The 25,121-nt window shown below is 69.9% G+C and carries 23 protein-coding genes; 11 read left to right on the top strand and 12 right to left on the bottom strand.

The window, feature by feature from the left end; all coding sequences use genetic code 11:
- The first annotated feature begins 127 nt into the window (after positions 1-127).
- Together Voc01_RS38895 and Voc01_RS38890 are read left to right on the top strand one after the other, a co-directional pair.
- Positions 128-1,693 (top strand): trypsin-like serine protease, encoded by a 1,566-nt coding sequence (locus tag Voc01_RS38895; protein ID WP_203932693.1) that lies wholly within the window; start codon positions 128-130, stop codon positions 1,691-1,693.
- A 382-nt stretch (positions 1,694-2,075) separates the two neighbouring features.
- Positions 2,076-2,651 carry a hypothetical protein gene (locus Voc01_RS38890; RefSeq protein ID WP_203932692.1) on the top strand — a complete coding sequence of 192 codons (576 nt, stop codon included), beginning with the start codon at positions 2,076-2,078 and terminating at the stop codon, positions 2,649-2,651.
- 116 nt (positions 2,652-2,767) lie between these two features.
- On the opposite strand, the gene Voc01_RS38885 is transcribed toward Voc01_RS38890, so the two are convergent.
- Positions 2,768-3,205, bottom strand: coding sequence for an NUDIX domain-containing protein (locus tag Voc01_RS38885; RefSeq protein ID WP_203932691.1), 438 nt, complete (start codon positions 3,203-3,205; stop codon positions 2,768-2,770).
- Between the two features lie 70 nt (positions 3,206-3,275).
- Positions 3,276-3,905 (bottom strand): hypothetical protein, encoded by a 630-nt coding sequence (locus Voc01_RS38880; protein ID WP_203932690.1) that lies wholly within the window; start codon positions 3,903-3,905, stop codon positions 3,276-3,278.
- Between the two features lie 113 nt (positions 3,906-4,018).
- Here Voc01_RS38880 and Voc01_RS38875 point away from each other — a divergent pair, with 113 nt between their 5' ends.
- Positions 4,019-6,289 (top strand): putative bifunctional diguanylate cyclase/phosphodiesterase, encoded by a 2,271-nt coding sequence (locus Voc01_RS38875; RefSeq protein ID WP_239160810.1) that lies wholly within the window; start codon positions 4,019-4,021, stop codon positions 6,287-6,289.
- Between the two features lie 19 nt (positions 6,290-6,308).
- Here the strand turns inward: Voc01_RS38875 and Voc01_RS38870 are convergent, their stop codons facing one another.
- The 4 genes from Voc01_RS38870 to xynC form a co-directional block, all read right to left on the bottom strand.
- Positions 6,309-6,818 (bottom strand): FBP domain-containing protein, encoded by a 510-nt coding sequence (locus Voc01_RS38870; protein WP_203932688.1) that lies wholly within the window; start codon positions 6,816-6,818, stop codon positions 6,309-6,311.
- A gap of 275 nt (positions 6,819-7,093) precedes the next feature.
- Complete coding sequence (locus tag Voc01_RS38865) at positions 7,094-7,720, bottom strand: hypothetical protein (RefSeq protein ID WP_203932687.1); 627 nt, start codon at positions 7,718-7,720, stop codon at positions 7,094-7,096.
- 187 nt (positions 7,721-7,907) lie between these two features.
- Positions 7,908-10,703, bottom strand: a complete 2,796-nt coding sequence (locus Voc01_RS38860; RefSeq protein ID WP_203932686.1) for an AfsR/SARP family transcriptional regulator — start codon at positions 10,701-10,703, stop codon at positions 7,908-7,910.
- 595 nt (positions 10,704-11,298) lie between these two features.
- A complete protein-coding gene (gene xynC, locus Voc01_RS38855; RefSeq protein ID WP_203932685.1) occupies positions 11,299-13,035 on the bottom strand; it encodes a glucuronoarabinoxylan endo-1,4-beta-xylanase XynC in 1,737 nt (578 codons plus the stop codon).
- A 373-nt stretch (positions 13,036-13,408) separates the two neighbouring features.
- Here xynC and Voc01_RS38850 point away from each other — a divergent pair, with 373 nt between their 5' ends.
- From Voc01_RS38850 to Voc01_RS38830, 6 genes are all read left to right on the top strand, one after another.
- Complete coding sequence (locus tag Voc01_RS38850) at positions 13,409-14,746, top strand: LacI family DNA-binding transcriptional regulator (protein ID WP_203932684.1); 1,338 nt, start codon at positions 13,409-13,411, stop codon at positions 14,744-14,746.
- A 1,006-nt stretch (positions 14,747-15,752) separates the two neighbouring features.
- Positions 15,753-16,229, top strand: a complete 477-nt coding sequence (locus Voc01_RS38845) for a hypothetical protein (RefSeq protein ID WP_203932683.1) — start codon at positions 15,753-15,755, stop codon at positions 16,227-16,229.
- Positions 16,230-16,987: 758 nt separating this feature from the next.
- Positions 16,988-17,497 carry a hypothetical protein gene (locus tag Voc01_RS38840; protein ID WP_203932682.1) on the top strand — a complete coding sequence of 170 codons (510 nt, stop codon included), beginning with the start codon at positions 16,988-16,990 and terminating at the stop codon, positions 17,495-17,497.
- Positions 17,498-17,621: 124 nt separating this feature from the next.
- Positions 17,622-17,918 (top strand): DUF4253 domain-containing protein, encoded by a 297-nt coding sequence (locus Voc01_RS54845; protein ID WP_373873922.1) that lies wholly within the window; start codon positions 17,622-17,624, stop codon positions 17,916-17,918.
- A 197-nt stretch (positions 17,919-18,115) separates the two neighbouring features.
- Positions 18,116-18,412: a hypothetical protein gene (locus Voc01_RS38835; protein WP_203932681.1), complete on the top strand. Its 297-nt coding sequence runs from the start codon at positions 18,116-18,118 to the stop codon at positions 18,410-18,412.
- A 22-nt stretch (positions 18,413-18,434) separates the two neighbouring features.
- Positions 18,435-18,845: an acyl-CoA thioesterase gene (locus Voc01_RS38830; protein WP_239160809.1), complete on the top strand. Its 411-nt coding sequence runs from the start codon at positions 18,435-18,437 to the stop codon at positions 18,843-18,845.
- A 285-nt stretch (positions 18,846-19,130) separates the two neighbouring features.
- Here Voc01_RS38830 and Voc01_RS38825 read toward each other — a convergent pair whose 3' ends face one another.
- The 3 genes from Voc01_RS38825 to Voc01_RS38815 form a co-directional block, all read right to left on the bottom strand.
- Positions 19,131-19,676, bottom strand: coding sequence for a hypothetical protein (locus Voc01_RS38825; protein ID WP_203932679.1), 546 nt, complete (start codon positions 19,674-19,676; stop codon positions 19,131-19,133).
- A 69-nt stretch (positions 19,677-19,745) separates the two neighbouring features.
- Positions 19,746-19,925: a hypothetical protein gene (locus Voc01_RS38820; RefSeq protein WP_203932678.1), complete on the bottom strand. Its 180-nt coding sequence runs from the start codon at positions 19,923-19,925 to the stop codon at positions 19,746-19,748.
- A gap of 180 nt (positions 19,926-20,105) precedes the next feature.
- On the bottom strand, positions 20,106-20,753 hold the full coding sequence (locus Voc01_RS38815) for an FMN-dependent NADH-azoreductase (RefSeq protein ID WP_203932677.1): 648 nt from the start codon (positions 20,751-20,753) through the stop codon (positions 20,106-20,108).
- 120 nt (positions 20,754-20,873) lie between these two features.
- Between Voc01_RS38815 and Voc01_RS38810 the strand changes: the two genes are divergently transcribed.
- Positions 20,874-21,341, top strand: a complete 468-nt coding sequence (locus Voc01_RS38810; RefSeq protein ID WP_239160808.1) for a MarR family winged helix-turn-helix transcriptional regulator — start codon at positions 20,874-20,876, stop codon at positions 21,339-21,341.
- Positions 21,342-21,750: 409 nt separating this feature from the next.
- Positions 21,751-22,530, top strand: coding sequence for a hypothetical protein (locus Voc01_RS38805; RefSeq protein WP_239160807.1), 780 nt, complete (start codon positions 21,751-21,753; stop codon positions 22,528-22,530).
- 64 nt (positions 22,531-22,594) lie between these two features.
- Here the strand turns inward: Voc01_RS38805 and Voc01_RS38800 are convergent, their stop codons facing one another.
- The 3 genes from Voc01_RS38800 to Voc01_RS38790 form a co-directional block, all read right to left on the bottom strand.
- Positions 22,595-23,071: a nuclear transport factor 2 family protein gene (locus tag Voc01_RS38800; protein WP_203932676.1), complete on the bottom strand. Its 477-nt coding sequence runs from the start codon at positions 23,069-23,071 to the stop codon at positions 22,595-22,597.
- 349 nt (positions 23,072-23,420) lie between these two features.
- Positions 23,421-24,236, bottom strand: coding sequence for an alpha/beta fold hydrolase (locus Voc01_RS38795; RefSeq protein ID WP_203932675.1), 816 nt, complete (start codon positions 24,234-24,236; stop codon positions 23,421-23,423).
- A gap of 34 nt (positions 24,237-24,270) precedes the next feature.
- A complete protein-coding gene (locus Voc01_RS38790; RefSeq protein WP_203932674.1) occupies positions 24,271-24,942 on the bottom strand; it encodes a DUF4097 family beta strand repeat-containing protein in 672 nt (223 codons plus the stop codon).
- Positions 24,943-25,121: the final 179 nt, after the last annotated feature.

Below are 25,121 nucleotides of genomic sequence, written 5' to 3'. Positions count from 1 at the left end.
CGCGCGGACAGAAGGGCCGGGACTCGGGATGCACTCGCGACACAGCAGTAGGCGACGGCTGACGCCGTTCGCGGCGGCAGGGCCGCGGCCACCGGTGCGGTCACATCCGGGGCGGCGCTGGTGGCCGGTGCTGGGCACCCTCACCGTACTGGCGTCAGCGGTGCTGGTCCCGCTGACCGCGGGCGCCGGGACGGTCGCCGGCTGCCCAGGACCGACCGGCAGCCCGTCGGCCTCGCCGACCGGGTCGCCCGACAGCACTCTGACGCTTCCTCCCAAGGTGACGGCCTCCGCGTCGGACACCGCGGTGCCGGTGCCCGACCGGCCGCCGCGCGATGATCCGGGCGATCCCATCATCGCAACCCGCAGCCCGTCGACGAGCCGGTCACCTACCGCGGCGCCGTGCCCGTCGCCGTCCACCGGAGCGGACCCGACCGGTACCGCGAGCCCGGGTGGGCCCGGTCCGTCGGTCATCGCGACCGGACCTACGGACGCCCGGTGCGCCGACCTGCTCACGGTGAGCCTGATGCGGGCGCAGCAGCCGCTGGTGGCCGGCGCGGAACAGCTTCTCGCGGCCGGCGAGATGCTGGGCGGGTTCGCCGGGATCACCGTCGAGCCGGAGACGTGCACGGTCGCGGTGTACTGGGACGGGTCGCCGCCGCCGAGCGTCAGCGCGATCGTGGACCGGCTGCGGACCCGGATGTCGGTGCTCGTCTACGACGGACCGCGGCACACCCACGCCGAGCTGGCTGCCGTCGCCGGCGAACTGTTCGACACCCTGTACCAGGGATACAACCTCGGCGTCTCGGTCACCGAGGTGCGGATCAGTCCGGAGGGCACGCACGTCGACGTCGGCGTATGGCCGTTGCCGTCCGCGCCGATCGACCCGCAGCAGGCGGCCGCCCAGGCGCAGTCGTTCTGGGCGCCCTACTTCCCGGTGGCGGTCACCGCGGTACCGCCGGCGCCGGTGGCGTCGCGGTGGCAGGACGTCACCCCGTGGAGTGCCGGGGGCAAGGTGACCAACGGCGGGTCCTGGTGCTCGACCGGCTGGCCGATGACGGCCGTCAGCGGGGCCCGCTACCTGCTCACCGCGGCGCACTGCGCAGTGGTGCCGTACGGCACGCCGGTCCGCGACGGCCTGGGCACCGCCGTGATCGGCACGATCGAGGGAATCGACGCGTCGCTGGACACGGCTCTGATCAAGGTGCGCCCGCCGGCGGACGTCAATCCGCGGACGTGGGACGGCGGGGTGAGCGACGTACGGCAGCCATTGGGTGTCAACGACGACATCGAGTCCATGAGGCCGATCGTGGACTGGAACAACACCTTCCGAGGGATGTACCTGTGCACCTCCGGGTCGGCGACGGGAGCGCACTGCAACATCAAGGTCAAGGACGCCGACATGTCGTACACCAACGACATTGGCTGGAAGGTCAAGGGTTCCGCGTTGGGTAAGCAGGTCGACGGCACGGTGGCGCTCGGCAAGGGCGACAGCGGTGGACCGATCTTCTCGCTGTACGGCGAGCGGGCCGACGCTGTCGCGATCGGGGTGATCGCGGCGGGCGACGCTTACGCGGTCCTGGGGTGCGCCGCTCATCCGAGCCCGGAATGCTATTCGAAGGTGCGCTTTACCAAGATCTCCGCTATCCGTACCAACTGGGCTCTGTCCAACGTCATCGTCGGTGGCTCGATCTAGCACCTGACGTGCGTCGGCATCACCAGGTCCTGTGGGTGGTGGTCCGGATGCTAGGCAGATTGTTGACGGTTGCAACGTGAACGCCTAGCTTCGATGTCAGGCGCCGGGACCAGAGGAACGCCGTGGGTCTCACCGGGGCCGCTTCCGGAGACGTCCATTCCGAATGAGTAACCCCGCGTAGATGTTCGCCGCGCATGTGCACCCCGGCCCGGGTGCGTCTGATTACCGTGCCCGAGATCGGCTGGCCGTCCACATCGGACGGTCTTTTTTCATTTCCTGTCATGTTGCTTCCCCTTTGGGCCGCATACGCCTGGCGTCGTTTTCACGCCCTTGACCACGTCCTACGCTTTGTGTCTGTTGCTTTTCGCCGTAGGGAGGTCGCGTGATTCAGTCCAGGAGAGATGCGCTTCGAACACTCGGGAGAACCGGGCTGGCTGTCGCCACCGGATCGGTTCTGGCGGTGACCCTGGAGAGCCAGGCAACGGCCGCGCAGAGTGAATGGCGCTGGTGCCGTTACTGCAAGCAGCTGTGGTTCCGCGACTACGCGTTCTACGCCTGCCCTGGCCGGCCCGGTCTCGGACACTCCAAGGACGGCAGCGGGAACTACTCGGTCCTGTTCGCCACCGACCCTGGAAACGGGACGATCGACTGGCGTTACTGCCGCTTCTGTAAGACCTTGTGGTTTGCCAAGGAACCCAACGGACCCTCCTCGTGCCCGGCAATCAGCGGAGGGCTCGGACAGCACTCGATCGTCGGGAGCGGGAACTACAAGGTCGAGTTCGCGTCCTCCGGTGGAGGGCAGCCCGGCTGGCGGCTGTGCAATCTCTGCAAGGCTCTGTGGTTCTACGACGGGAACTTCGGTACCGGGCGAGGCGTCTGCTCCTTCGGTATCGCCTTCGGAACCAACAGGACGCACAGCGGTGAAAGCGGTACCAACTACCAGGTACGGCTGGTCTGAGTCGTCGGTGCCGGACGGGCGCGCGGAGGCCGCCCGCCGGCATCAACGGCGACAGTGGAGTTCGATCGGTCCGCGTACGAGACACCGTGACCGGACAACGGTCGAACACGGGCTGATCAGTCGATGAAGGGCCGGTCGTGACGCCGGGCGGCGTCGTCGAGGACCGGGACGTCCGGTGCGAAGAGGGGAGCGGGAAGCCGATCGAGTGCGAACCAGCCGAGTTCGGCGGCCTCGCCGTCCGGTGCCCCGGTCTGGCCGCGCGGTGTGGCGAGAAAGATGGCGCCGACGCAGTGGATGACCCGTCCGTTCGGGTAACGGTGTGTCTGGGTGGCGGGATCGCTGTACAGGCCGAGCAGGTCGTGCAGATCGATGTCCCAGCCGGTCTCCTCCCGGCATTCGCGCCGGGCGGCCTGCTGCCACGTCTCGCCGACCTCGACGCCGCCGCCGGGTAGTCCCCAGGTTCCTTCGCCGCGACGGCGCATGAGCAGTACCCGCTCACGGTCGTCGAGGACCACCACGCCGCAACAGACCCGAAGTTCCATCTCCTTGTCCATGCGTCGATGCTGCCAGGTGCGGCCGGCAGGAGGATCGGCGACGGTCGCGCGCGGCGGCCGCCATGCCGGGTCAGGTCACGTGGCGGGTGACCAACGGTTCGAGCAGCCGTTTCAGTTCGGTGAGGTCGGTGCTGGCGGGCATGGTCTCGTGACCGCCGGGACCGTGGCGGACCGTCGTTTCCACGCACTCGCGGTAGACGCCCTTGACGGTGAAGGACGCGAGGAGCCGCCCGGTCGCGGCGACGAAGATGTGGTAGTCGTACTTCGCGCTCTGCGTGGTGACGGTGTAGATCGCGCTGCCGCCGACCGCCTTCCACCCGCACGAGCCGAGGTCACCCTCGTCGCCGACCCCGTACCTGTACTCGCAGGCGACGAGCTCCAGCGTGTCGACCCGGTGTGCCCAGCCGGTCGCACGCGGCGGATGCCAGTCGCCGGGGAGGGCCTCGGTCGCATCGGACGGTCCGACGACCACGACGTGGTGCGGACCCGGTCCCTGGTAGGGCCGGGACTCGTCGATCATCCGCGACGGGCGGACCGGCGTGGTACTCGACCGTTCCTCCGGGCAGAGCGAGTACGTGTCGGTGTCGTCGTCGAAGAACGGGTGGCGCACCAGCACCACGACGGCTGCGCCGGTGAACAGGACCAACAGGACCAGCAGGGTCACGAAGACCAACCGGGCACCCCCGTCAGCACGCGCCATGGACAGAAGTCTATCGGCGGTCCTCTCGCTACGGTGGCGGTCGGTGACGACCGGCGTGACACGTTCGGTCCAAACGGCTCACGATCGCACCCGGTTCGCCGAACAGATCGGTGATGCTGACCTGGATCAGGACCGGCCGGGTGGCCGCGGCAGGCGTACTCGCCTGCGCGGTCCTGCTCGTCGTGCAACAGGCCTGGTTCTTCGGCCGGTGGGGCGGCGACGAGCTCAGCTCGCTGGTGACGGACGCCTCATACGTCCCGCTGGCAGTCGTCTTCACCGTGCTGGCCGCCCGGGTGGCCCTGTCGAAGCGGCAGGAGGTCCGGACGCGGCGCGCGTGGCGGGTGATCACCGTGGCGTTCGCCTGCCAACTCGCCGCGCACTGCGCCTGGTTCGTCCAGTCCCACGTCCTGCACGTCACCGGCTACCCCTCGGTCGCCGACTACTGCTTCCTGCTCTTCTCCCCGTTCATGTTCGCGGGGCTGCTGATGCTGCCCGGACAGCACCGGCGCCGGCAGGACCGGCAGAAGCTGGCGCTCGACGCGCTGATCGTCGGAGCCGGCGGCTTCATCGCCATCTGGTACCTGCTGCTCGGCCCGATCCTCAACGCGCCGGGCATGTCGGGGTGGGAGCGCACGTTCACGGCCGCGCTTCCGATCGGGGACCTGCTGCTCGTGCTTGCCATGTCGACCGCGATGCTCCGACGTCACCAGCCCGACGTACCGGCCCCGTTGCGGCTGCTCGCCGGGTCGATCGCGCTGACCGCCACCGCCGACGTCTCCTACAGCTGGATCCAGCTGAATGGCGGCTTCACCGGCGGTTCCTGGCCGGACCTGCTGTGGTTGGCGGGCTGTTTTCTGCTGGTGGTGGCGGCTGATCAGCAGTACCGCCGGCCACACCGTCCCGCACCGAGACACGGGAACCGCAACGCGGTCTTCGTCCTTCCGTACGTGGCCAGCGTCGCCGCGTACCTCCTGCTGGCCGCACAGGCGTCACATCTGCCGCTCAACCCGTACGGCGGCATGATCCTCGGTTCGGCAGTGCTCACCCTCCTGGTCATGGCCCGCCAGTTGCACGCCCTGCGCGACAACCGCGAGCTGGCGGTCACCGATGGGCTGACCGGCCTGGCCAACCGCGTCCTGGTGACCGAACGCCTGGCGCAGCTTTCCCACCAGCCGATCCGGGCGGGCCGGTACACTGCGGTTCTGCTCATCGATCTCGACCGGTTCAAGCCCATCAACGACACGTTCGGCCACGAGGCGGGCGACGCCGTCCTGGTCGCCGCCGCCGACGCCATGCGTGCGGTCATCCGTGAGGGCGACCTGGCCGGACGCCTCGGCGGCGACGAGTTCGCCCTCGTCCTGCGGAACCTGCCGTCGCGGGACGTCGCGGGAGCGGCCGCCGCCCGTCTGCTGAACGCCCTGCGCACGCCGGTGATCTTCGGCGACCAGGTGCTCATGATCGAGGCGAGCATCGGCGTGGCCGTCCACGACGACCCGGATACGTCCGGCGACACCCTGCTGCAGCGGGCCGACACCGCCCTCTACGCCGCCAAGCGGGCCGGTCGTGGTCGCTTCGAGTACTACTCGGATGTCATGGACACCAAGGCGCGCGAAGCGGAGCTGCGCCGGGCCATCGCCGACGACGAGCTGGTGGTGTTCTTCCAACCCGCGGTCGCGTTGGACACCGGCGAGCTCCGGGCGGTCGAGGCACTGGTCCGCTGGAATCATCCGACCCGGGGACTGCTCGGCCCCGCGGCGTTCATCGACCTCGCCGAGGAGACCGGCGCGGTGGTCCCGCTGGGCGCGTGGGTCCTCCGCAGGGCCTGCCAGGAGGCCGCCGACTGGCGCGCCGCCCTGCCCGGTGCGGAACCGTTGCGGCTCACGGTGAACCTGTCGCCGAAGCAGGTCGCCCAGGCCGACCTCGTGCAGACCGTCGAGAAGATCCTGGCCGACACCGCCTTCCCGCCCGACCGGCTCACCCTGGAGATCACCGAGAGCGTCATCCTGAGCCCCGACCAGCTGACCGTCGACCGCCTCGAGGCCCTGCGGGACCTCGGCATCCAGCTGGCCGTCGACGACTTCGGCACCGGCTACTCGGCACTGAGCTACCTACGCCGCCTACCCGTCACGGTCCTGAAGATCGACCGCTCGTTCGTGACCGGCATCGCCGACGACCCGGAGGCGCGCTCGGTGTGCGAGGCGGTGGTCCACCTGGGCAACGCGTTCCGGATGAACGTCGTCGCCGAGGGCATCGAGACGGCCGAGCAGGCGGCCGCCCTGATCGACATGGGCTGCTCGGTCGGCCAGGGGTTCCACTTCCACCGCCCGTTGCCGCCGGCCGAGGCCGCGGCTCTGGTCCGTGACCGGTTCGCGGCCGTGGTTTAGTGGTACACGGCGGTGCGCGTCAGCCGGCGGTGACCCGATCCACGAACGACGACAGATTGGCCATCGCCCGGTCGATGCGTTCCTCCATGGTGAGCGTCTCCTCGCGGCGGACCAGCCGCATCCTGGGTTGACGCTTGCCGCGCAGGTACAACGAACACGCCAGATCCGCGCACAGATACTCGCCGACCGTGTTCCCCCGCCGCCCGGCCGCACCGGCCAGGGGAGCGACGAACAGCGCCACCCCCGATGCGCCGTGCTCGGTCAGGCACACCCGGCACATGGTCGAGCGGACCGCGCTCGCCTTCGCACCCGAGGCCTCCGGTCGTCGCAGTACCAACCCGGTCACGCCATCGGCGCGGGGAACGACGAGCAGCGACCGCAACGGCGCGCCGGGGTCGGTCCAGCCCAGATAGTCGAGGTCGGCCCAGCGGATGCCGCCGAGTCCGCTGGGCATCCGGATCCGGCCGACCTCGCCCTTGCTGCAGTTGACGAAGGACGACCGGATCTCGCGCTCGTCAAGTGATCGCACGACGGGCCAGCCTAGACGGCTCCCCAACCGACGCCGACCGGTTTTCCGGTCACGTGCTGTCCGGCTCGTGGCGTCGGCCTCGACCGGCAGGGTCAGGTAGGTGCCGTAGTCGGTCCGGGCAACCGCTTCCACCCCTTCGCCCCGCATCCACTCCTCGCTGCCCGGAACCATCCGCGTCAACCATCTGGTTTGAAGTGCGCACGCGAACGGGAGCCCGGAGTGGGAAACTCCGGGCTCCCGACAAATGACGGACGACGAGACGACGAGGGCTGTGGCTACCCGGCGATCAGGCGCCAGCCCTCCACAGTGGTGGGTGCGTTGGTCGTCCCGGACTTGACGCCCTCGTCGATGCAGCTCTTCTTGCCGGGGGGTGGCAGGTTCGAGCCGATGAAGCGGTACTGGTGCGCCGTGTAGGTGATGTTGTACGCCTCGATGCCGTACTGGCCGTCGACCCGGCCGTGCGCCGGGACCGTGGCCGTCGCGGAGACCCCGATCGACGTCGTGCGGCTCTGCACGATCGTCGCGCTGACGTTGGCCGTGAGGAAGCCGAAGAACGACGCGCTGAAGCCGGCCGTCACAGACAGCTCGTACGTGCGGGACTGCTGTGAGGTGAAGGTGGCCGACGCCGGCGTGTCGAGCCCGTTGATCACCGTCCGCGCGTCGCTCACGTTGAACGTCGGCGTGACCGCGTGCAGGGTGTAGACGTGGCCGCGCCAGTTGGGTGGGCGCCCGCCGACGTGCGTCCACTGAACGTCCGGGCAGGCGACGCCGGCCGCGCTGGCGGGTGCGCCACCCAGCGCAACCGTCAGGAGATTCGCCACCAGAACCGCGACCAGACCGAGCCAACCCAGGCGCCTGCCGACACCGCGGCGCCCCGGGTCCTTCCTACTGATGACCGCCATGTACCGATTCCTTCCGGTCGGACGGGGGTTGATCGACATCGACAGGTTTGCATGATCCGCTGGACCCCGACTGGACGGTGACTTGACCGGGTCCCGGCGATCCTGACGGCGCGGCCGGGGACCCCCGGTGAATGCCGGATACATGTCGGCCGAACGCCGACCGGTCACGCAGCCGCGGTCGACGCGGTCAGGAACAGGAGGCCAGCTTCCCGCGGATCCCGGCGGAGTCTGCGTGGCCGAGCGCGTCGAGGATGTCCAGGGCGGCGCGCCAGGATTCCGCGGCCGCCGCCGGGTCGCCGGAGGCGAGCCGGGTGTCGCCGAGCCGGTGCAGGCTGGCGGCCTCGTAGTAGCGGTCGCCGAGGTCGCGCCGGAGGTCGATGGCCCGCTGGTAACAGGCGGCGGCTTCGTCGAAGCGGTCGAGACTGTGGTGGGCGTACCCGAGGCTGTCCCAGGTGGCGGCCTCGCCGTCGCGGTCGCCGATCTCCTGCTGGAGTGCGAGCGCTTCCTGACAGGCGGCGATCGCCTGCTCGTGGTGGCCGAGCTGGACGTGGCACCACCCGGCCGAGTTCATCGCGTTGGCCTGGCCCGGCAGGTTGCCCGCGAGTCGGAAGAGGTCGAGGGCCCGCAGGGCGTGGCGCAACGCCGTGCGCGAGTCGCCCCGCTGTTCGAACAGCGCGCCGAGCCCGAGATGGGTCTGGCCCTGTCCCGCGTGGTCGCCGCACCGGCCGAACAGGTGCAGGGCCTGCCGGTAGTGGTACTGCGCGTCGTCGGGGCGGCTCAGTTTGGCGTGTGCGCGGCCGAGGTGATGACGCGCGTGCGCCTGCCCGGTGTCGTCGCCGAGGCGCTCGGCGGCCCGCAGAGCGAGCCGCTGGGTGATGGCCTGGTCGTGCCAGTGCCCACGCCATTGGAAGAAGGTGCACAGCGTCCACGCCAGTCGCGCGGCGTCCGCGTCGAATCCGGTGGCGGCGGCCTCCCGGGTGACCGTGACCAGCGTCCGGTGCTCGGCGGCGAACCACCGCATCGCCGCGTCCCGGTCCTCCGGCGTCTCCGGCGTGGTGCCGGGCGGCATCCGGTCGAGCACGACCGGAGGTTCGCGGTGCGGCAGCAGCAGCCGGTCGGCCGTGCGCGCGGTGTGCAGGTAGTGGCCGATCATCCGGCCGCGCGCCGCGTGCAGAGCGTCGGGCCCGTCGACGGTACGGGCGATCTCGGCCGCGTATGCGTGGAGCAGGTCGTGGCAGCTGTACCGGCCGGGGCTGGGCTCCGTCACGAGGTTCGCGCGGGTCAGCTCGGCCAGGGCCGGCCGGACATCGGACGCGGGTAACCCGGCCAGGCTCGCCGCCGCCGGCAGCGAGACCGCCGGTCCCGGATGCGAGCCGAGCCGCCGGAACATCGTGGCCGCGGCCGGCCCGAGGGCGCGGTACGACCACGAGAACACGCTGCGGACGACACTGCCGTGTTCGTCGGTGCCGAGCGCGTCCAGCCTGATCCGCTCGTCGCACAGCTCACCGGCGAGGTCCCGCAGCGAGAAGTGCGGGTTGGTGGCCGCCCGAGCGGCCACGATCGCCAGCGCCAGGGGCAGGCCCGCGCACCGGTTGACGATGTCCGCCACCGCTGGCGCCTCGGCCGCCACGCGGTCGGCGCCGAGGCGAGCGGCCAGCAGATCGCGGGACTCGGCGGCGTCGAGCAGGTCGAGCCCGACCGGTTGGGCGCCGTCCGTGGCGACCAGACCGGCCAGCTGGTTGCGGCTGGTGACGAGCACGAGGCAGCGCGACCCGCCCGGCAGCAGCGGGCGCACCTGCGCCGTGTCGCGGGCGTTGTCGAGCACGAACAGCATCTGCCGGGTGCAGACCAGGCTGCGGAACAGGGCCGTCTGTGCGGCGACGCTGACCGGGACGCGATCCTCGGGCACCTGCAGCGCGTCGAGCAGGTCCCGGACGGCCTCGGCCGGCTCCACCGCCCGGCCGCTGCCGTGGAACCCGCGCAGGTCGAGGAAGATCTGCCCATCGGGAAACTGGTCGGCGACCTGATGCGCCCAGTGCACGGCGAGGGCCGTCTTGCCGACACCGGCGGTGCCGGACACCGCGACGATCGTGGTGCCGGCGGACCCGGTGATCGCCTTGTGCAGCCGGGCGAGTTCGGGGACCCGCCCGGTGAAGCCGCGGATCGCGGCGGGAAGCTGCGCGGGCGCCGCCGGGCGACGGTGGTCGTCGGCGGATTTACCCGACCCGACGCTGTGCAGCAGGTCAGTGTGTGCGCGCACCAGCTCAGGCCCCGGGTCCACGCCCAGCTCCTCGACGAGCCGGCGGCGTACCTCACCGAAGAGCGTGAACGCCTGCCCTCGCCGGCCGGCCGCGCCGTACGCCCGGATCAGGCGCGCCTGGGCCACCTCGTCGAGCGGGTTGGCCGCCGCCACCTGCTCCAGCTTCGGCAGGACGTCGGCAGCCGACCCGAGGGCGATCATCAGGTCGCCGTACCGTGCGAGTGCCACCCGCTGCTCGGCGGCCAGTGCCACCGTGTGGGGATGTCCGGCGAGTGCCGGTATGTCGGCCAGCGGCGGACCGTGCCACAGCCCGAGCGCCTCGTCGAGCAACGCCGCCGCCTCCTGCGGGTCGCCGGCGAGCTGCCTGCGCTCCGCCGACTCGACCAGCTGCCGGAAGCGCAGCAGGTCGACCGCCGCCGTCGGGGCCCGCAACGCGTAGCCGTCGCCGACCTGAACCAGCACGCCCGACCGGCCCCGCGACGGCCGGTCCGGCTCCAGCTGGCGGCGGAGCCGCAGGACATGCGTCTGGATGACGTTCACGGCGGACGCCGGGGGAGTGCGGTCGGGCCAGAGGACGTCCATGATCGCAGTGCGCGGAACCACCTGCCCGCCAGCGACCGCGACCAGGCCGAGGACGGCCCGTTGGGCGGTGGATCCGAGGCTGAGCGGCTCACGATCATGCCAGGCGGCCACGTGGCCGAGCACCTGGATCCGCAGCACCACAACCCGCCCGCACCCTCGACAGGCCTCGCACTTTACGTCAACGATCCTCGATGCGGCAACGCCTCCCTCGTCTACGCCCATGGCGATCAGCCGTGCACCCTCGACCTGCCCAAGCTGGCGCCAGCCTCGGCCAGATCGCGGTCATGACGCTCGCCGTACTGGCGGTGACGCCGAGTCCAGCACACGCACCGTCGAGCCGACGCTCCTGGCCGTGCCGCGCAACGGATTCACTACGGCCCGCGGGCTCCCGCCGTGGTCACTCGTCGACGACCCGACCCGGAGAGCGGCCCTCGGCACGGTCGTATACCTCACGCTGATCGCCCTGCGGGGAGCGGGACTCGGCTCCTGCTGCGACACCGCCGGTGCGTTCACCGCCACTCTGGCCGTCCTCTACGGGGCGCCGATCGTCGCGAGGTTCATCGGCGATCTGACATGGCAGCACCGCATTCACCGGTTCTCGCCGATGGACGCGGGCCCGGCCGTCCAGGCCGCCCGCAACCTCGCCGCCGACCACATCGGCCCGCAGGGCCGGGCCGCATTCCGGCGACCCGGCCACGACCCCTCCTGCACGACGCAGGGGCTGAGCACACAATGGTCAGGTGTTGCGGACCAGTCGCCACAGGTTGTCGCTCGTGCCGTTGTCGGACTCCTGAACGGCGAAGGCGCCGTTGGCGGTGGAGTTGTTCTGGATGGCGAGCAGCTTCCCGCTGTTGACGTTGACGATCTTGTAGCTTCCGTCGGCCTGGGCGATCATGGTCCACCGGTGGTCGGCCGTGCCGTTGTCGGCCCATTGCAGGACATTCGCGTTGTCGGCGGTGGACATGTTCTGCACGCCGAGGACCTTGCCGCTGTAGGCGTTGCGGAACCGGACCGCGCTTCCGTCGGTGATGATTTCCCAGTTGTGGTCGGCGGTTCCGTTGTCGGCCCACTGCATGGCACGGCCGCCGTCGGCCGTGGACATCTGGTAGAGCGCCAGCACGAGGCCGCTGCCGACGTTCGCGAGGCGGTAGGTGGTGGGGGCCGGGCCGACGGTCGCGCCGACCACGAACGTCATGATGCTGCGGGCCGGGAGGTTGACGGTGAGCGAGCCGTTCGACATCGTGAGCGCGCCCTGGGGCGCGACGGTCCGGCTCGCGTCGGTCAGCCAGTTCGCGACGCTGCCGGAGGTCGTGCTGTTGGCCAACGTGAACTGCTGGCTCACCGAGGAGGTGTTCTTGTTGACGGCGACGATGACGACGGTGTCGCCGCCCCGGTACGCCGACACGTACACGTTCGACGTCGGGTTCGCGGTCGCGTCGATCCGTACGTAGCCCGGACGCACGAACCGGGAGAAGTGCGCCATCATGGCGCCGCGCTTGCTGATCTGACCGTCTTCGCGCATCGGGCCGTAGCCGCGCCGGATGGTCCACCAGATGTAGGCCTGGAACTCCGCGTCGACCATGGCGTGGTGGATGTGCTGGCCCACGTCGAGTGCCTGGGGCCACAGGTCGCCGGAGTCACTGCTGTTGGGGTAGTAGACCTCGGTCATCCACAGCTCTTTGCCCGCGCCCTTCTGCTTGAACAGCGGGTACGGGAAGTTCGCGTACGACGTGCCATACAGGTGCGCCCCGATGATGTCGACGTTGGCCAGCGCCGCGGGGTCGTTGAGGATCGGGTCCGACAGCGACTTGATGTACTGGAAGGACTCCGGCGCGATGACCCTCGTGCTGATCGAGCCGGCGTTCTCCCGAAGGAACCGGACGATCTCGGCGGAGGTCCACCAGGTCCATTCGGCGGCGTAGTCGGGCTCGTTCTGGATCGATATCCCGTACAGGTTCACGCCGTTGTTGCGCATGTAGGCGGTGAAGTCGTTCAGGTGCTGGGCGTAGGCGGCGTACGAGCTGTAGCGCAGACGCCTGGCGTTGGTCTGGCTGCCGCGCGTGAAGGTCTCGATCATGCTGGCGGGAGGGTTCCACGGCGACGCGATGACGGTCGCTCCGAGCGCGACCGCGCGCTGGGCGGTCGCGAGGTCGCGACTCCAGTCGGACTGGGTTTCGCCGACGGGGATCCGTAGCACCGAGAATCCCAGCCGGCCCTCGCCGGCGCCGAACGCCGTGTCCCGCTGGGCCGCGGTCAGGTCACCGATCCAGAGCGCGTGGGCCATGCCGCCGAAGCCGCGGATCGTCTGGCGGGTCGACGACGGGTTGATGTTCGCCGCGGCCGCCGCGGCCGGCGTGGCCCCCACGACCGACGCCGCGACCGTGAGGGCCGGGACGGCACCCATTGTCGTCAGGACGGTTCTCCGGCTCAGCAGTCGTTCGCCGCGCCCGGGCTCGTTCTGGTCGTGCGTCATTGTTTCGTCCTTCTGGCTGTCGGTGCTAAACCGCGCCCGCTCGGTCTCGTGGACCCGGTCGCACCGGTCGTTGCGCCGCCGCGGGACTGACCGTGATCCCGGTGCCGACACCCGATAACAATCGATGGGCATCCATCGGAAGCTCACTTTGGCAGAACCGGTCTGCTTCCGCAATGACCATTTCTCTCGGTGCGGGTTTCGAGACGAGCACGACCATGAGCAGCGAACTATTGGACTTCGTGGAGCAGGACATCGGCGCAATAGCTCCACTACTCCGCGCCGGAATGGCTCCACGCCTGACCAGACAGGGCGCCGCGCGCGGTGCATGGAGCCATGTGGAGCCATCGATGGATTGGTGCGCTACGGTGTCGCCATGGCCACCGGAAATGCGGAGCCGCGGGCACGGGGTGAGATCGAGACGCTGCCGAGCGGCTCGCTGCGGGTGCGGGTCTACGCGGGCGTCGACCCTGCCTCGAAGAAGCGCCAGTACCTGGTCCAGACCGTGCCCGCCGGTGCCGACGCGGCGCAGGAGGCCGACCGGGTGCGCGTCCGCCTGCTGCGGGAGGTCGCCGAACGGCGCGGTTCGCGGCGCCGCCCGCTGCCAGCCCGGGACACCGGCGCGTCGGACCGTCCGGATACGCCGGTCAGCGCGTCCGCCCCGCCTGCGCCCTCGGCGACCCGGGCCACCGGGAAACCCGGCCGCCGCCGCGGTGCGCTCACGGTGGCCGCGATCGCGCAGCTGGCCGGTGTCTCGCCGCCCACGGTGTCGAAGGTGCTCAACGGCCGTCCGGGGGTGGCGGCGGACACCCGTCGCCGGGTGGAGGAGCTGCTGCGCGGGCAGAACTACCGGCGTCCCGAGAAGGTCACCCGCGCCGCCTGCGTCGAGGTGGTCTTCTACGGTGCGCTGGGTCAGGTCGCGATCGAGATCATGCGCGGCGTCAAGCAGGTCGTGGTCGAGCACGACCTCGCCGTCGGTTTCACCGACGTGTTGCGGGAGGCCGCGACCGGCCGCAACTGGGAGCGGGACCTGTTGTCGCGCCGACCGGCCGGGATGATCGCCGTGCAGATGGGGGTCGCACCCGAACAGCGTGGGCTGCTGGCCGCCGGCGCGATCCCCGTCGTCGTGGTGGATCCCATCGTGGAGCCGCTGCAGCCGGTGCCCTCGGTGGCCGCGGCCAACCGCCGCGGCGCCTTCGCCGCCGCTCGGCACCTGCTCAACCTGGGCCACCAGCGGATCGCCGTGATCAGCGGACCGCTCGACCGCCTGTGCGCGCGCGAACGCCTGGACGGCGTGCGGGCTGCCCTCGCCGCGGGTGGCGCGCCGCTCGACGGGAACCTCCTGCGCTCCGGAATGTGGTTCTCGTTCGAGGACGGCCGGACGCACGCCGCGGAGCTGCTGCGTCTCGACGAGCCACCGACGGCCGTGCTCTGCGGTAACGACCTGCAGGCCTTCGGTGTGTACGAGGCCGCCCGGCTGGCCGGGTTGCGAATTCCCGACGAGCTCAGCGTGGTGGGCTTTGACGACATCTCCTACGCCGGCTGGTGCGGGCCACCGCTGACCACGGTGCGGCAGCCGATCAGCGAGATGGGCGCCACCGCGGCCCGGCTCGTGCTGGCCCTGACGGCCGGGAAGACCATCACCCAGACCCACGTCGAGCTGGCGACGACCCTGGTCGTGCGCGGCAGCACGGCCGCACCCGCACGGCGTTGACGCGGACGTAGGGTGCTCGGCCCGTTCGACCGGTTCGGGACGCGGGCGGGCGGCGACAGGCGTGCGCGACGCCGCCCGGAGGTCGGTGAGCGCGGCCATACCGTTCACCCACAAGGGTTATCGGCGCCTCGAGGTCCGACCGACCGGACGGACGCGGGCCCGGCCCGGCGCCTCCCGGCCCGGTCGCCAGGGGAGGGGGCCGTGAGCGGTGAAGTAGCCACCGGTCCGGCCGTCCGGACCGGCCACGCCGCTCGGCCGATGATGGCGGCGCCCTCCTCGGCCGTCTGGAACCCGAGTTGGCGTGGAGATCGGTCGCGGTGAAACCTGACGCCCCCGCTCCCGCCGATCCGACAGCCGAGACGGCACCTGCGAAGTCCCAACTCACCTGCCCGCGAACTGTGCGAATCCGGCTTCCGGAGCCGATGAGCGCGCACATGATCTCATTGAACGCGGTGGCCGTGGCCGCCGGCCCTGCCGGGTTCGCCACCCCCGGCGTCTGCAACCCCGAGGCCTTCGGCCCACGCGTCGGTGGTCCACCAGGTGGACGGATGTCATCCCCGACCCCCACTCGTGACCAGCAGAAGCGCTTTCTTGGATTGGCCGTAGGCGTCGCCGGGTGGGGCCGGACGCTGGGCGCCGACCTCGCTGCCGTCGACATCGCCGGTGACGGCGAACGGAAGGAACGGCATCCACGTCGAGCGGCGAGCACTGTTTCGGGGCCGGTGTCGGCACGGCGCGGGTCGGCTACACGCCCATCACGGCGCCCGGCGGACCTGGATCGCGCTGCGGCGGGCCGGGTTCGACGTGGCCCGTAGCAGGGTCGAGCGCGTGATGCGTGGAATCGGCGCACCGATCTCACCCCGGATCCAGCAAGGCCGTCGTGCGCCAGTGAGTTACCCGGACGGGCACTGATCATCGCCCTAGCCTCTGCAACGCCTTACGGATCGACGTACCCGTGCCACACTGCTGCGCGTCATTGACGACACGTGCCCCCTTGGGAGAGGTCTTGAAGAAGCGCAAAATGCTGTTCGTCGCCGGTGTCACGATGGCGGTGCTCGGTGCCGGGTTCGCGGGGCAGACGGCGTTGGCGGGGCAGATCGGCGGCACGGCGGCCGGACAGCGCGCTGCCGCCGTTCGCACCATCCAGGGCGACTTCGTGCGGGTGATTCCGCCGTTCGCGCCGGATCAGGCATCCGACGAGTACGCGTATCAGGTGGTCGTGCAGGTGCGGGGTCGCCGGATCGTCGCGGTGGCCGGCGCCTGGGGGCACTGCAACAACATCAGGTGCGGACCGGCTTCCAAAGGCCTGAGCATGTGGGACGACACCGCGTTCGCGCTCAACGCGCAGATCGCCCGGCAGTTGCGCGCCGGTGGGCTCGACATCGACGCGCTCGCCTATGACGGCGGCCAGGGCCCGATCGACCAGGCGATGGTCGACGCGTACAAGAAGTCGCTCCGTTCGGCCGTCGCCAGGATCAGCTGAGCCGCCGGCGCCAGCGGGCCGCCACCGACGAGGGATGTCGGCGGCGGCCCGTTTCGTTCGGTCAGGTGCGGGTGAGACACGCTGTATGCGAGGCCGGCCCCGTGGCACCGGCTGTTGCTGGATGACGCCGACCCGGTCCCCGGCAGAGCTGACGGGCTGCGTCGGAGGCCGCCGGCGCCTGGACGGGACGGCATGTCGGCGATCTGCTCTCCGTCCTCGGTGTTCCCGACACCCCAGCGGGCGACCAACTCCTGATCTGCCGCGACTCGGTCGCCCAAGCTTGCGGCATAGGTCCCCGCCTGACCGCTCGCTCGTACCAGGGTGGCTGTGGCGAAGCAGGTAAGCGCCCTTATCGCCCTGATCCCCAGGTCCAGGGCCAGTTCACCGATGTGGACCAGGTGGGGCGACACGCTAGAACCAAATGAAACCGTCATAGTCAGGTCGGACTAGGTGCAGCGGCGACTCGCATCGGAGGTAGACGACCCGCACGTCCTTACCGTCCTTGCACACGACGGCCGAATCCGGAAGGTGCGCACCGTCGCAGCCGAGCGCCTGCGCCGACTCTCCGGCCGAGCCGCAACGCCCGACCAGTCCGAGCCGAACTCTTCCAAGCCGCAGCGGAGATCGCCGGGCCATAACCTGCCCTGATGGGTCTTGATCAGGCGCGAACATCTGCCGCGGACAGCGCACGACGGTACGGTGCGTTATCGATCGGATATCGGCCCAGAGCCCGTGACGGTGCTCGATATGCTGCGGGCATGGTGGGGTCCGGGCCGGAAGATCGCGTGGTGTGCCCCGTCTGCGGGCTGCCGGGTCGACCGATCATGTACGGACATCCCAACGAGCGGGGCGCGGCCAAGGCCCCGGCCGGGCGGATCGTGCTCGGCGGTTGTGTGATCCTGCCCCGCACGGCCGATTACATGTGCCCTCGATTTCACGGGTGGCGTACCGGCGCACCGCCGCCCGCCGGTCCGGAATCGCCCGAGCTCGCAGCGTCGCGCCGATATGCGGCGGGCGACCTCGACGGCGCCGAGCGTGCCTACCGCGAGCTGCTCGACGCGAGCATCGTGGAGCGGGGCGAGCGCGACCCGAACACGCGAGCGCTGCGTCACACGCTCGCCATCGTACTGGCCACTGCCGGCCGCGCCGACGAGGCCGCGGCGGCCTACGCCCCGCTGCGTCCACCCAGCACCGACGAGGAGATTGCCGCGCGCATCGAGGAACGTTATCGCCGCGCCGGCCTGAGCTGGCAACCACCGCAGCGATGATCAACGACGACGGCCACGGCAGGGCCGGAAACCCCCGCCGGTGATCAGTGAGCGGGTTGCACCCGGCGCAGGGTGACGCGCCGACCCGGGCGCCTCGTAGGAGCGGCGGGAACCAACGATCGTAATGGACCTGCCAAATTCTGGCGTGGCGCCCGCCTGGGTCGACTTCTACCGATCTGCGGGTCACACCCGGGAACTCGCCGCAGCGTTATGGCAGTGGCACCACCGCTGGGGCGCTCACCTCGTGGCTTGCTGGGACACCATGCTTCGACTCGTCGCCCACCGCCCGCCGGAGCCCGGCGAGCCCGCGTTCGCACTTGCCGGGCAACTCCTGGCCGTCGCCACTCATCTGGAAATGCGTCAGTGGGCCCTCGCAACCGTCCTGCCCGACAGCACGGCATGGTCCTCCGCAGCCCCCTGATCCAGGATCCGATCAATCCGAGCCCTCCCAACGCGTCGCGGCTCCAACAACACCTGAGGCCGGCGAGAACACGTCAAGACCAGGTGAGCCCTGTCATCGAAGGCTGGGGGACGAGCTGCGTCTGCTGAGGCGCAGGTATTGATCCCGAACGGTCCTATCGCTATCCGATTGCTAGCGATTGGTATACGATTAGGAAGGTGGACACCCGTGCCGCGGCGGCGGCTCTGCGCGTGATCGCCCGTGGCTTCACCGATCTGGCCGACGCGCTCGACGGTGATGGCGGCCTGTCGGAGGACGACCGGATCGTGGCCCTGCTCGAGGAGTGGGGATTGCGCGGGCTGACCCGGGAGGAGGCCAGCGCACTGTTCCGCCGGCACGGGTTCGCACCGCAGACCGCGGGTGGCTGGGCGCGGGGGGAGTGGATCGAGACCCGCGACGGGCTGCGGTACGCGAGCGAGCGGTCGCGGAAGTGGCTGAGCGAGCGGCGGGCCTGACGTGTTCTCGGTACGGATTGAGGTGCGGTCGTACGAGCTCGACCCGCAGGGCCACGTCAACGGCGCAGTGTACGTCCAGTACGCCGACCACGCGCTGTACGCCTGCGTCCGGGCGGCCGGCGTCGACACCGACGCGCTGCTGCGCTCCGGCGTCGGCCCGGTCAACATCGAGACCACCATGCGCTTCCACCGCGAACTCCGAGGCGGCGACGAGGTGACCGTCTCCTGCGCCTTCGAGTGGGGCGGCGGCAAGACGTTCCGCGTTCGCCGCGAGTTCCACAACCGCGCCGCTGTGCTGGTCGCGGAGGTCTGCACCGTCACCGGACTGCTCGATCTGCGGACCCGCCGGCTGGTACCCGACCCGGCCGCCCGGTGGCGCGCGGTCGCCGGCCACCCCGAGATCCTCGGCCTTGCGGCAGTTACGAACGCTTGACCTTCGTTCAGTCGATCTCGTACGCGCGTGGCTCATCGAGCACACGGTTCCCGCGATTCCTACGGTTTGCGGCTAAACGCTCGCGCTGGCCCAGTTCGAGTCTCCGACCAGCGGCGCGGATGTGCCAATGGACGCCGCGATCATCGACCCACTGGCCTTCCCGAATTGGCTGAGGCTGCCCGGCACAGCCGGCCACTGCCATCCTCATCTGCCGCTCCGCGAGTGATTACCGAAGACAACCGAGTGGCCCGGGACGTGGTGGCCGGTCGTGGTGGCCGGCTACCGTCATCCCGGGTCCGGGTGGCCCGATTCCGCTGCGAGCCTACGAAGGTATGGGTTTCGCCGAAGTGCTGGTTGAGCGGAGAAGATCAGGGAAAGGGCGTCGGTCAGGGACCGGTCGACGAGGCCATCGAACGCTTCGAGCGGACACGAGCCGTCGGCCGCACGGTACCGGTATCCGTCGCGGAGCCTGTACCGCCTTCGCAATCTGACCCGGTCGTCCCCCTCCTGACGGTCGAAGACCCACTCCCCGACGCGATCGGACAACTCCAGTGCCGCGGCGCCGTCCTCCCGCAGTATCGCTCTGGCGGCCTGCAGCATGAGAGCGAAATCCAGTACGCACACCGGGACACCGGACTCGCTGAAGTCAGCGCCGCCCAGCCTGAACTCGGCCTGCACCCGGAAGTTGCGCCAGATGAAAGCGGACTGACCGAGGTCCTCAAGGCGCACCGGCTGCTCACCTACAATGATCGGATCCCATCCCGGTCGCCACGACGGATCCCGTGCGGCAGGTCGGAAGACCAGGAGCGTCTCGGGCTCCACTTCATCCAAGCAACGCCATCCTCAGCCAACATCGAGATCGACAGGTTCCCAGCGCACCGTAACGCCGTCGCCTGAACGCTATGTCCCGATCTTCGTGAGTACGGCCGCGGCCAGGTTCCACAATTGCTGGGAACAATGAATGGTCTGCTCCTCGCCGTCCGTGTAGGCACTGAGAACTGTGTTGGGGAGCCCGGTTACCGGATCTGCCGCGACGAACGCATACTCGGATCGGAGGCGCTGGCCGTCGGCGATCATCATCGAGCGCGTCCGTTCGCGTTCCCGCCCCGACTCCGCGCTCTGGTCCGGACGCGATGGACTTCACTGGCGATGACCGATCGACACCAGCTGACCGAGGAGTCCGGGTGTCCACGTCAAGCGGACCGTGGGCACCCGGCCGCCGCTGAAGGACGGGCGTCACCATCCGATCGTGGCACGGCCTCAGGCGGGTACCGGCAGCGCGCCGAGGGCACGGCCGGCCTCGCGAGCAGCGTCGAGAGCGCTGGCGTGCATCTGCGCGGCCGTTTCGGTGAACGGGTCCAGGGCGGGGTTGACGCCGACGAGCGTGAACTCCCGCTCGACGACGGTCAGGTCGGAACCCCAGGAGTCGGCGAGGATGCGACGCAGGTACGGGGTTGAGTGGTCCCAGCCCTCCCGTGGGGTGCCGCTGCCGTACGCGCCGCCGCGGACCGTGGCCAGCACCACCGGCCTGCCGGCCAGCAACTGGGCGCCGGTTGCGCGGGGGTCGGTGCAGATGAGGTCGATGTAGGCCTTGAAGTGCTGGGAGACGCCGAAGTTGTAGAGCGGCACGGCGAACAGGATCGCGTCGGCCGACAGCAGTTCGTCGACCAGCGTCGCGGCGAGGGCGACGGCCTCCCGCTGTTCGGTGGTCTGCTCCGCCGGTGGGGTCATGCCGGCGGTGACGGCGGCCGCCCAGACGGTCGACGGCAGGGTGTCGACGCCGATGTGACGGCGGGTGACCGGGTCGCCGGGGTGGGCCGCGACCCACTCCTCCTCGACGATGTCCGCGATCTCGCGGCTCGCGGAGCCGTGGGTACGGATGCTGGCGTCCAGCCGGAACAGGGTCACGGCTCCTCCTCGCAGGTTGGGTTCAAGCTTGAAGCTCACGGTAGACCTCGGATGCTTCAAGCTTGAACCGAGTGTGGTGCGACTCACTTCACGGTTGAAGCTCGACGTAGGCTGACGGGCGTGCCGGACAATCCGAAATGGCTCAACGACCAGGAACGCGAGGCCTGGTTCGCCCTGGCCAAACTTGTCTTCAACCTGCCCGGCGCCCTCGACGCCCAACTGCTCCGCGACAGCGGGCTGACCCTGTTCGACTACTTCGTGCTCAGCCTCCTGTCGATGGAACCGGGCCGGGCGATGCGGCTCAGCGACCTGGCCGCCCACATCGGCAGCTCCCTGTCGCGGCTGTCGAACGTCGTCAAACGCCTACAGCAACGCGACCTGCTGTGCCGCGAGCCCGACCCGGACAACCCGCGCTACACCCGGGCCGTGCTGACCGAGCCCGGATGGGAGGTCGTGGTCGCCGCGGCACCGGGCCACGTCGCGGCGGTGCGGCGCCTGGTCATCGACGGACTCACGCCCCAGCAGATCGAGGTGCTCCGCGAGATCGCCTGCCACGTCACCGGGCAGATCGACAAGGCGCCGGACTGAGAGGCGGCCGTCAGAATGAAGGCGGTGTTCGTCGGGGAGTGGTGACGTTCCTGGCGTCAGTCCCAGGTCACACGTCCGTTACTGGCATTGAAGTCGATAGCCCGGCTTCCGGGCTCTGCGCGCGCAGCGTGCAAGAGCTTTCGTCTTTGCGTCGCAGCAAGCCTGGAGGATCGGACCGTCGGCCCTGGCGAAGCGGCTGGAGCTCGCGTTGAGATCCGACGGTTGATCGAGTAAGACGCGACATCCGCACATGCCGCGAGGAGCGCGGCCTTGCTGATCTGCCGCAGACCGGGCGCCTCGGTCGCCGGCGATCGTGACGCTCCGTTCCTCGCCTCGACCGGTGGGCACGGCCGGTGCGCGGTCGCGCCGATGAGCGGATGCCTGAGGTGACGGGGCGGATTCCCGTACGGTGGCGTTGCAGGTTCATCGGTCCGAGGTGATGACGGTGGTGTGGGCGGAGCGCTTTGAACCGCTGGTGTCGGCGGCTGGCCCCTTCGATCGGTGGTTGACGCCCCGCTGGGAGATGTCGTGGCGGCCCAGTGCCGCTCCGATCGACGGGCCGGTCGCGAAGCTCGGAGGACAGCCATTCTGGGTGGATGAGCCGTTCTGGCCGGCGTCGCGGAGTTCCGGCGATCCGATGACGTTCATTGGGCAGTTTCCGTTGCCGGGGTCGTGCGGCAGGATGGCGTACCTGTTCCTCAGCGATGAAGACGGCACCTACGATCTGGACGGCGGCGAGAACGCTCTTCTGGTTCAACCGCATGGACGCGTGCCGCCCTTTGTGAACGGCGATATCCGGGGTACCGGACCGTCGTTGTCGCGACGGGGCACCGACTGGTTCGCGCGGGAGCCGGTGGAGCTACATCTCGACCTGAGCGCTCCGAACGACGCGGAGGCCACGGCGTTCGAGCGACACGTCGCCTACCGCGACGCGGCGCTGCAAGGTGCGTCAACGGAGGACGGTGAGCTTCCGGATGTGAGCTGCCGCAGCTATGTCGGTGGTCAGCCCTTGTTCTGGCAACCATGGACGCCGCCACAGATAGATGATTCGTGGCGGTTCTTCTTCCAGTTGGATGGCGCCGAGGGCTGGGGTGAGGACGCGTTCGCGCTCAACTTCGGTGGCGGCACCGGATACGCCTTCCTAAGCCAAGATCAACGGGAAGGTCGATTCTTCTGGGACTGTGTCTGATCGTCCGCTCATGCCGCTGAGCGCTCGCCTGCCCTCACGGAACGGCCCGGTGCGGTGGCGAGACTCAGTCGGGTATGTCGTTGACCTCGCCAGGTCCGTTGGCCGGGGCAAGCGGGGCCAGATCGAACGGCCGCACCACCCGCCGGTAGGCAATGCGCCAAGTGCCGTCGGCGTTGCGATAGTCGTCCTCGTAACAGCCGCCGCCGGCGATCCACCGGCCGTCAGGCAGCTGAACGAGGACCACCACGTCGCATCGGCCCTTCGCTGTGACGCCGTCGAGGTCGACGACGTGGTTGGCGGTGGCGTGCTGCATGATCGGGAAACTCCGCCACTGTTCCTGGACGGCGTCGCAGATGGACTCGATACCGACGAAGCGGCGGTCCGGGCTGGTCTCCCACACCGCGTCGGTAGTCCACACCGACGTCCACCGTTGCAGGTCACGGTGATCGGCGCCGACGCAGTAGTCGTGTACCAGCCTGTGCAGCGCCAGTCGCGCCTCGACCCGCTCCAGCCGCAGCGCCAGACTCTCGATCGTGACCACGATGGGGGACGTTACGACGCCCGCACAGCGGTCCGACATCGGGGCCGAGTGAAGCCATCCCGAACGGCACCAGACCAACAAGGCATCCGGATCTGCCGCTGACGTTGCGGGCGCGGAACGCCCTCTGGCCGATCTGCATGTCCTGGCGCGGCCGGTAGCACGACAACGTCAGGAGGCGGTGTCGGCCCAGCGCCGATCGGCCGTCCGCGGCGCTCCCACCCCGCGTCAAGAAGTGGTTGATCTGCGTGATGCACATCAGCCACTTCCTGATGCTCGTCCACTGTGGACAGCCGGGCGACGTCGCGCCGCCGTCGTCGTCTGATGCCGGTGGCCCCTCCGGGACGGGTTCTCAGCGCGGGTGGCCGACGAGGGCGGCGACCTCGCGGACGGCCGCGGCGATGACCGGGGAGTCCTTCTTGAGCAGCGCACCGTGATTGCTGGCGACCTTCGCGTGGATCCGGACGTTCGGGTTGCGGGCGGTGACTGTGTCGAGGCCGGCGCGGATCCGTTCCTGCTCGTCGCCGCGACTTCCGAGGGATGCCCCCGAAGCGACCACGTACCGGGTGGGGACGGCGAGGGCGTCGAGCACAGGTCCCAGCTCACATACGCGGGAGAGCCTGCCGAGCTCGATGTTGCTGTCAGCCTGCTGTTCGGCGGTCATCCGCGGGACCAGACCGGTCGGGCGCAGCAGCGGCAGGAACCAGCCCATGCGCCGGAACAACTTCCGGATCCGTTGCTCCATGGCCTCGTCGAGCCAGTCGTGCGGGTAGGCGCCGTCGGCCATGACCGCGCCGATCGTGCGGTCCGGGTGCCGGTGGGCCCAGTGTGCGGCGACCACTGCGCCGTAGGACCAGCCCACGAGCAGCACCCGGTCCACCCCGCGGGCGGACAGCACGGCGTCGACGTCTCGCACGGCGGCCTCGAAGGAGTAGTCCGCCGAGCGGTTCGATCTGCCGCGGGCCCGCTCGTCGTAGGTGATGTGCCGCCATTCGGTACCCAGTTCGGCGATGACCCGCCGCCAGTACCCCTGGGTGGCGAACTGTCCGTTGAGGTAGATCACCGGAGTGCCGGTGCCCCCGGTGTCGGTGACGGCCAGGGCCGTGTCGTCGACCGGCACCATGCCGGACCACGTCGACGCGGCCGGGACGTTGCTGTCCTTCGTCATGCGTTTCACCTGCTCCTGTCGTGGTGGCCGGCCGTCACAGAGTGCGTGCGGTGATGTTGCCGTAGGCGGTGGTGGCGTGGATGGTGAGGTCGGCGGCGGGACCGCTGGTGTTGGTGAGGGTGTTGTGGATGCGGCCGAGGGCGGTGCCGGCGTCGAGCGTGGCGGAGGTGCCGTGGGCAGCGCCGACGCAGATGTCGCCGTGGTCGGTGTGCAGGGTGACGGCGCCGTGGACGGCTTCCGTGATGTGCAGGTCGCCCTTGCGGGTGCTGATCTGTGCCGGCCCGCCGAGGCGGCCGACCTTGACGTCACCGGCCTGCAGGGTCAGGCGGGCGCTTGCCGTCTCGTCCAGGGTGATCGATCCGCTGGCGCTGTCGACGGTGACGTCGCTGAGGCGTCCGACGCCCCGGACGTCGGCGTCGGCCGTCGTGGCCCGGACCCGGGAGCCGGCGGGTAGCTGGACCGTCACCTCGACGGAGCCGGTGGCGCCGATGGTCCGGCTCGCCGGGTCGGCGGCCGCGATCCGCAGGACACCGTCGGTGTAGGCGACCCCGATCCGCTGCGCCGCCTTGATGTCGCGGCCCTTGGTCGCGTCCGCGGGCAGGACGTCGACCGTGGTGTCGGCCCGGTCGGCGGCGATGAACCGGACACGACCCGCGGGGACGTGCAGCACGGCGGAGATCGGGGCCGGGGTGGTGAACGTCTTCATCGTGAGCTCCTTCGATCGAGTGTTTCTGACAACCGAAAAGCTACGTTGCCTTTACTGCTGGAGCAACGTCAATGTTGCACTGAAGGAGCATAAGCACTGGTAAAGCGCCTGTAATCATTGCAATGGGCCAGGATGCAACGCAATGAGTACTCGACTGATCGTTGCAATGGGGAGAGGTG

Source organism: Virgisporangium ochraceum, from assembly GCF_016863655.1.
Lineage (GTDB): Bacteria > Actinomycetota > Actinomycetes > Mycobacteriales > Micromonosporaceae > Virgisporangium > Virgisporangium ochraceum.
The sequence above is the reverse complement of the archived record's forward strand: the minus strand, read 5'-3'. Positions and strand labels throughout refer to the sequence as shown.

Bases quoted from the DNA above. Each gene is read 5' to 3' on its own strand.
- Voc01_RS38885 (WP_203932691.1), bottom strand. From the start codon at position 3,205: ATGGACAAGGAGATGGAACTTCGGGTCTGTTGCGGCGTGGTGGTCCTC.
- Voc01_RS38880 (WP_203932690.1), bottom strand. From the start codon at position 3,905: ATGGCGCGTGCTGACGGGGGTGCCCGGTTGGTCTTCGTGACCCTGCTG.
- Voc01_RS38875 (WP_239160810.1), top strand. From the start codon at position 4,019: ATGCTGACCTGGATCAGGACCGGCCGGGTGGCCGCGGCAGGCGTACTC.
- Voc01_RS38865 (WP_203932687.1), bottom strand. From the start codon at position 7,720: ATGGCGGTCATCAGTAGGAAGGACCCGGGGCGCCGCGGTGTCGGCAGG.
- xynC (WP_203932685.1), bottom strand. From the start codon at position 13,035: ATGACGCACGACCAGAACGAGCCCGGGCGCGGCGAACGACTGCTGAGC.
- Voc01_RS38850 (WP_203932684.1), top strand. From the start codon at position 13,409: ATGGCCACCGGAAATGCGGAGCCGCGGGCACGGGGTGAGATCGAGACG.
- Voc01_RS38840 (WP_203932682.1), top strand. From the start codon at position 16,988: ATGGTGGGGTCCGGGCCGGAAGATCGCGTGGTGTGCCCCGTCTGCGGG.
- Voc01_RS54845 (WP_373873922.1), top strand. From the start codon at position 17,622: ATGGACCTGCCAAATTCTGGCGTGGCGCCCGCCTGGGTCGACTTCTAC.
- Voc01_RS38820 (WP_203932678.1), bottom strand. From the start codon at position 19,925: ATGATGATCGCCGACGGCCAGCGCCTCCGATCCGAGTATGCGTTCGTC.
- Voc01_RS38795 (WP_203932675.1), bottom strand. From the start codon at position 24,236: ATGACGAAGGACAGCAACGTCCCGGCCGCGTCGACGTGGTCCGGCATG.
- Voc01_RS38790 (WP_203932674.1), bottom strand. From the start codon at position 24,942: ATGAAGACGTTCACCACCCCGGCCCCGATCTCCGCCGTGCTGCACGTC.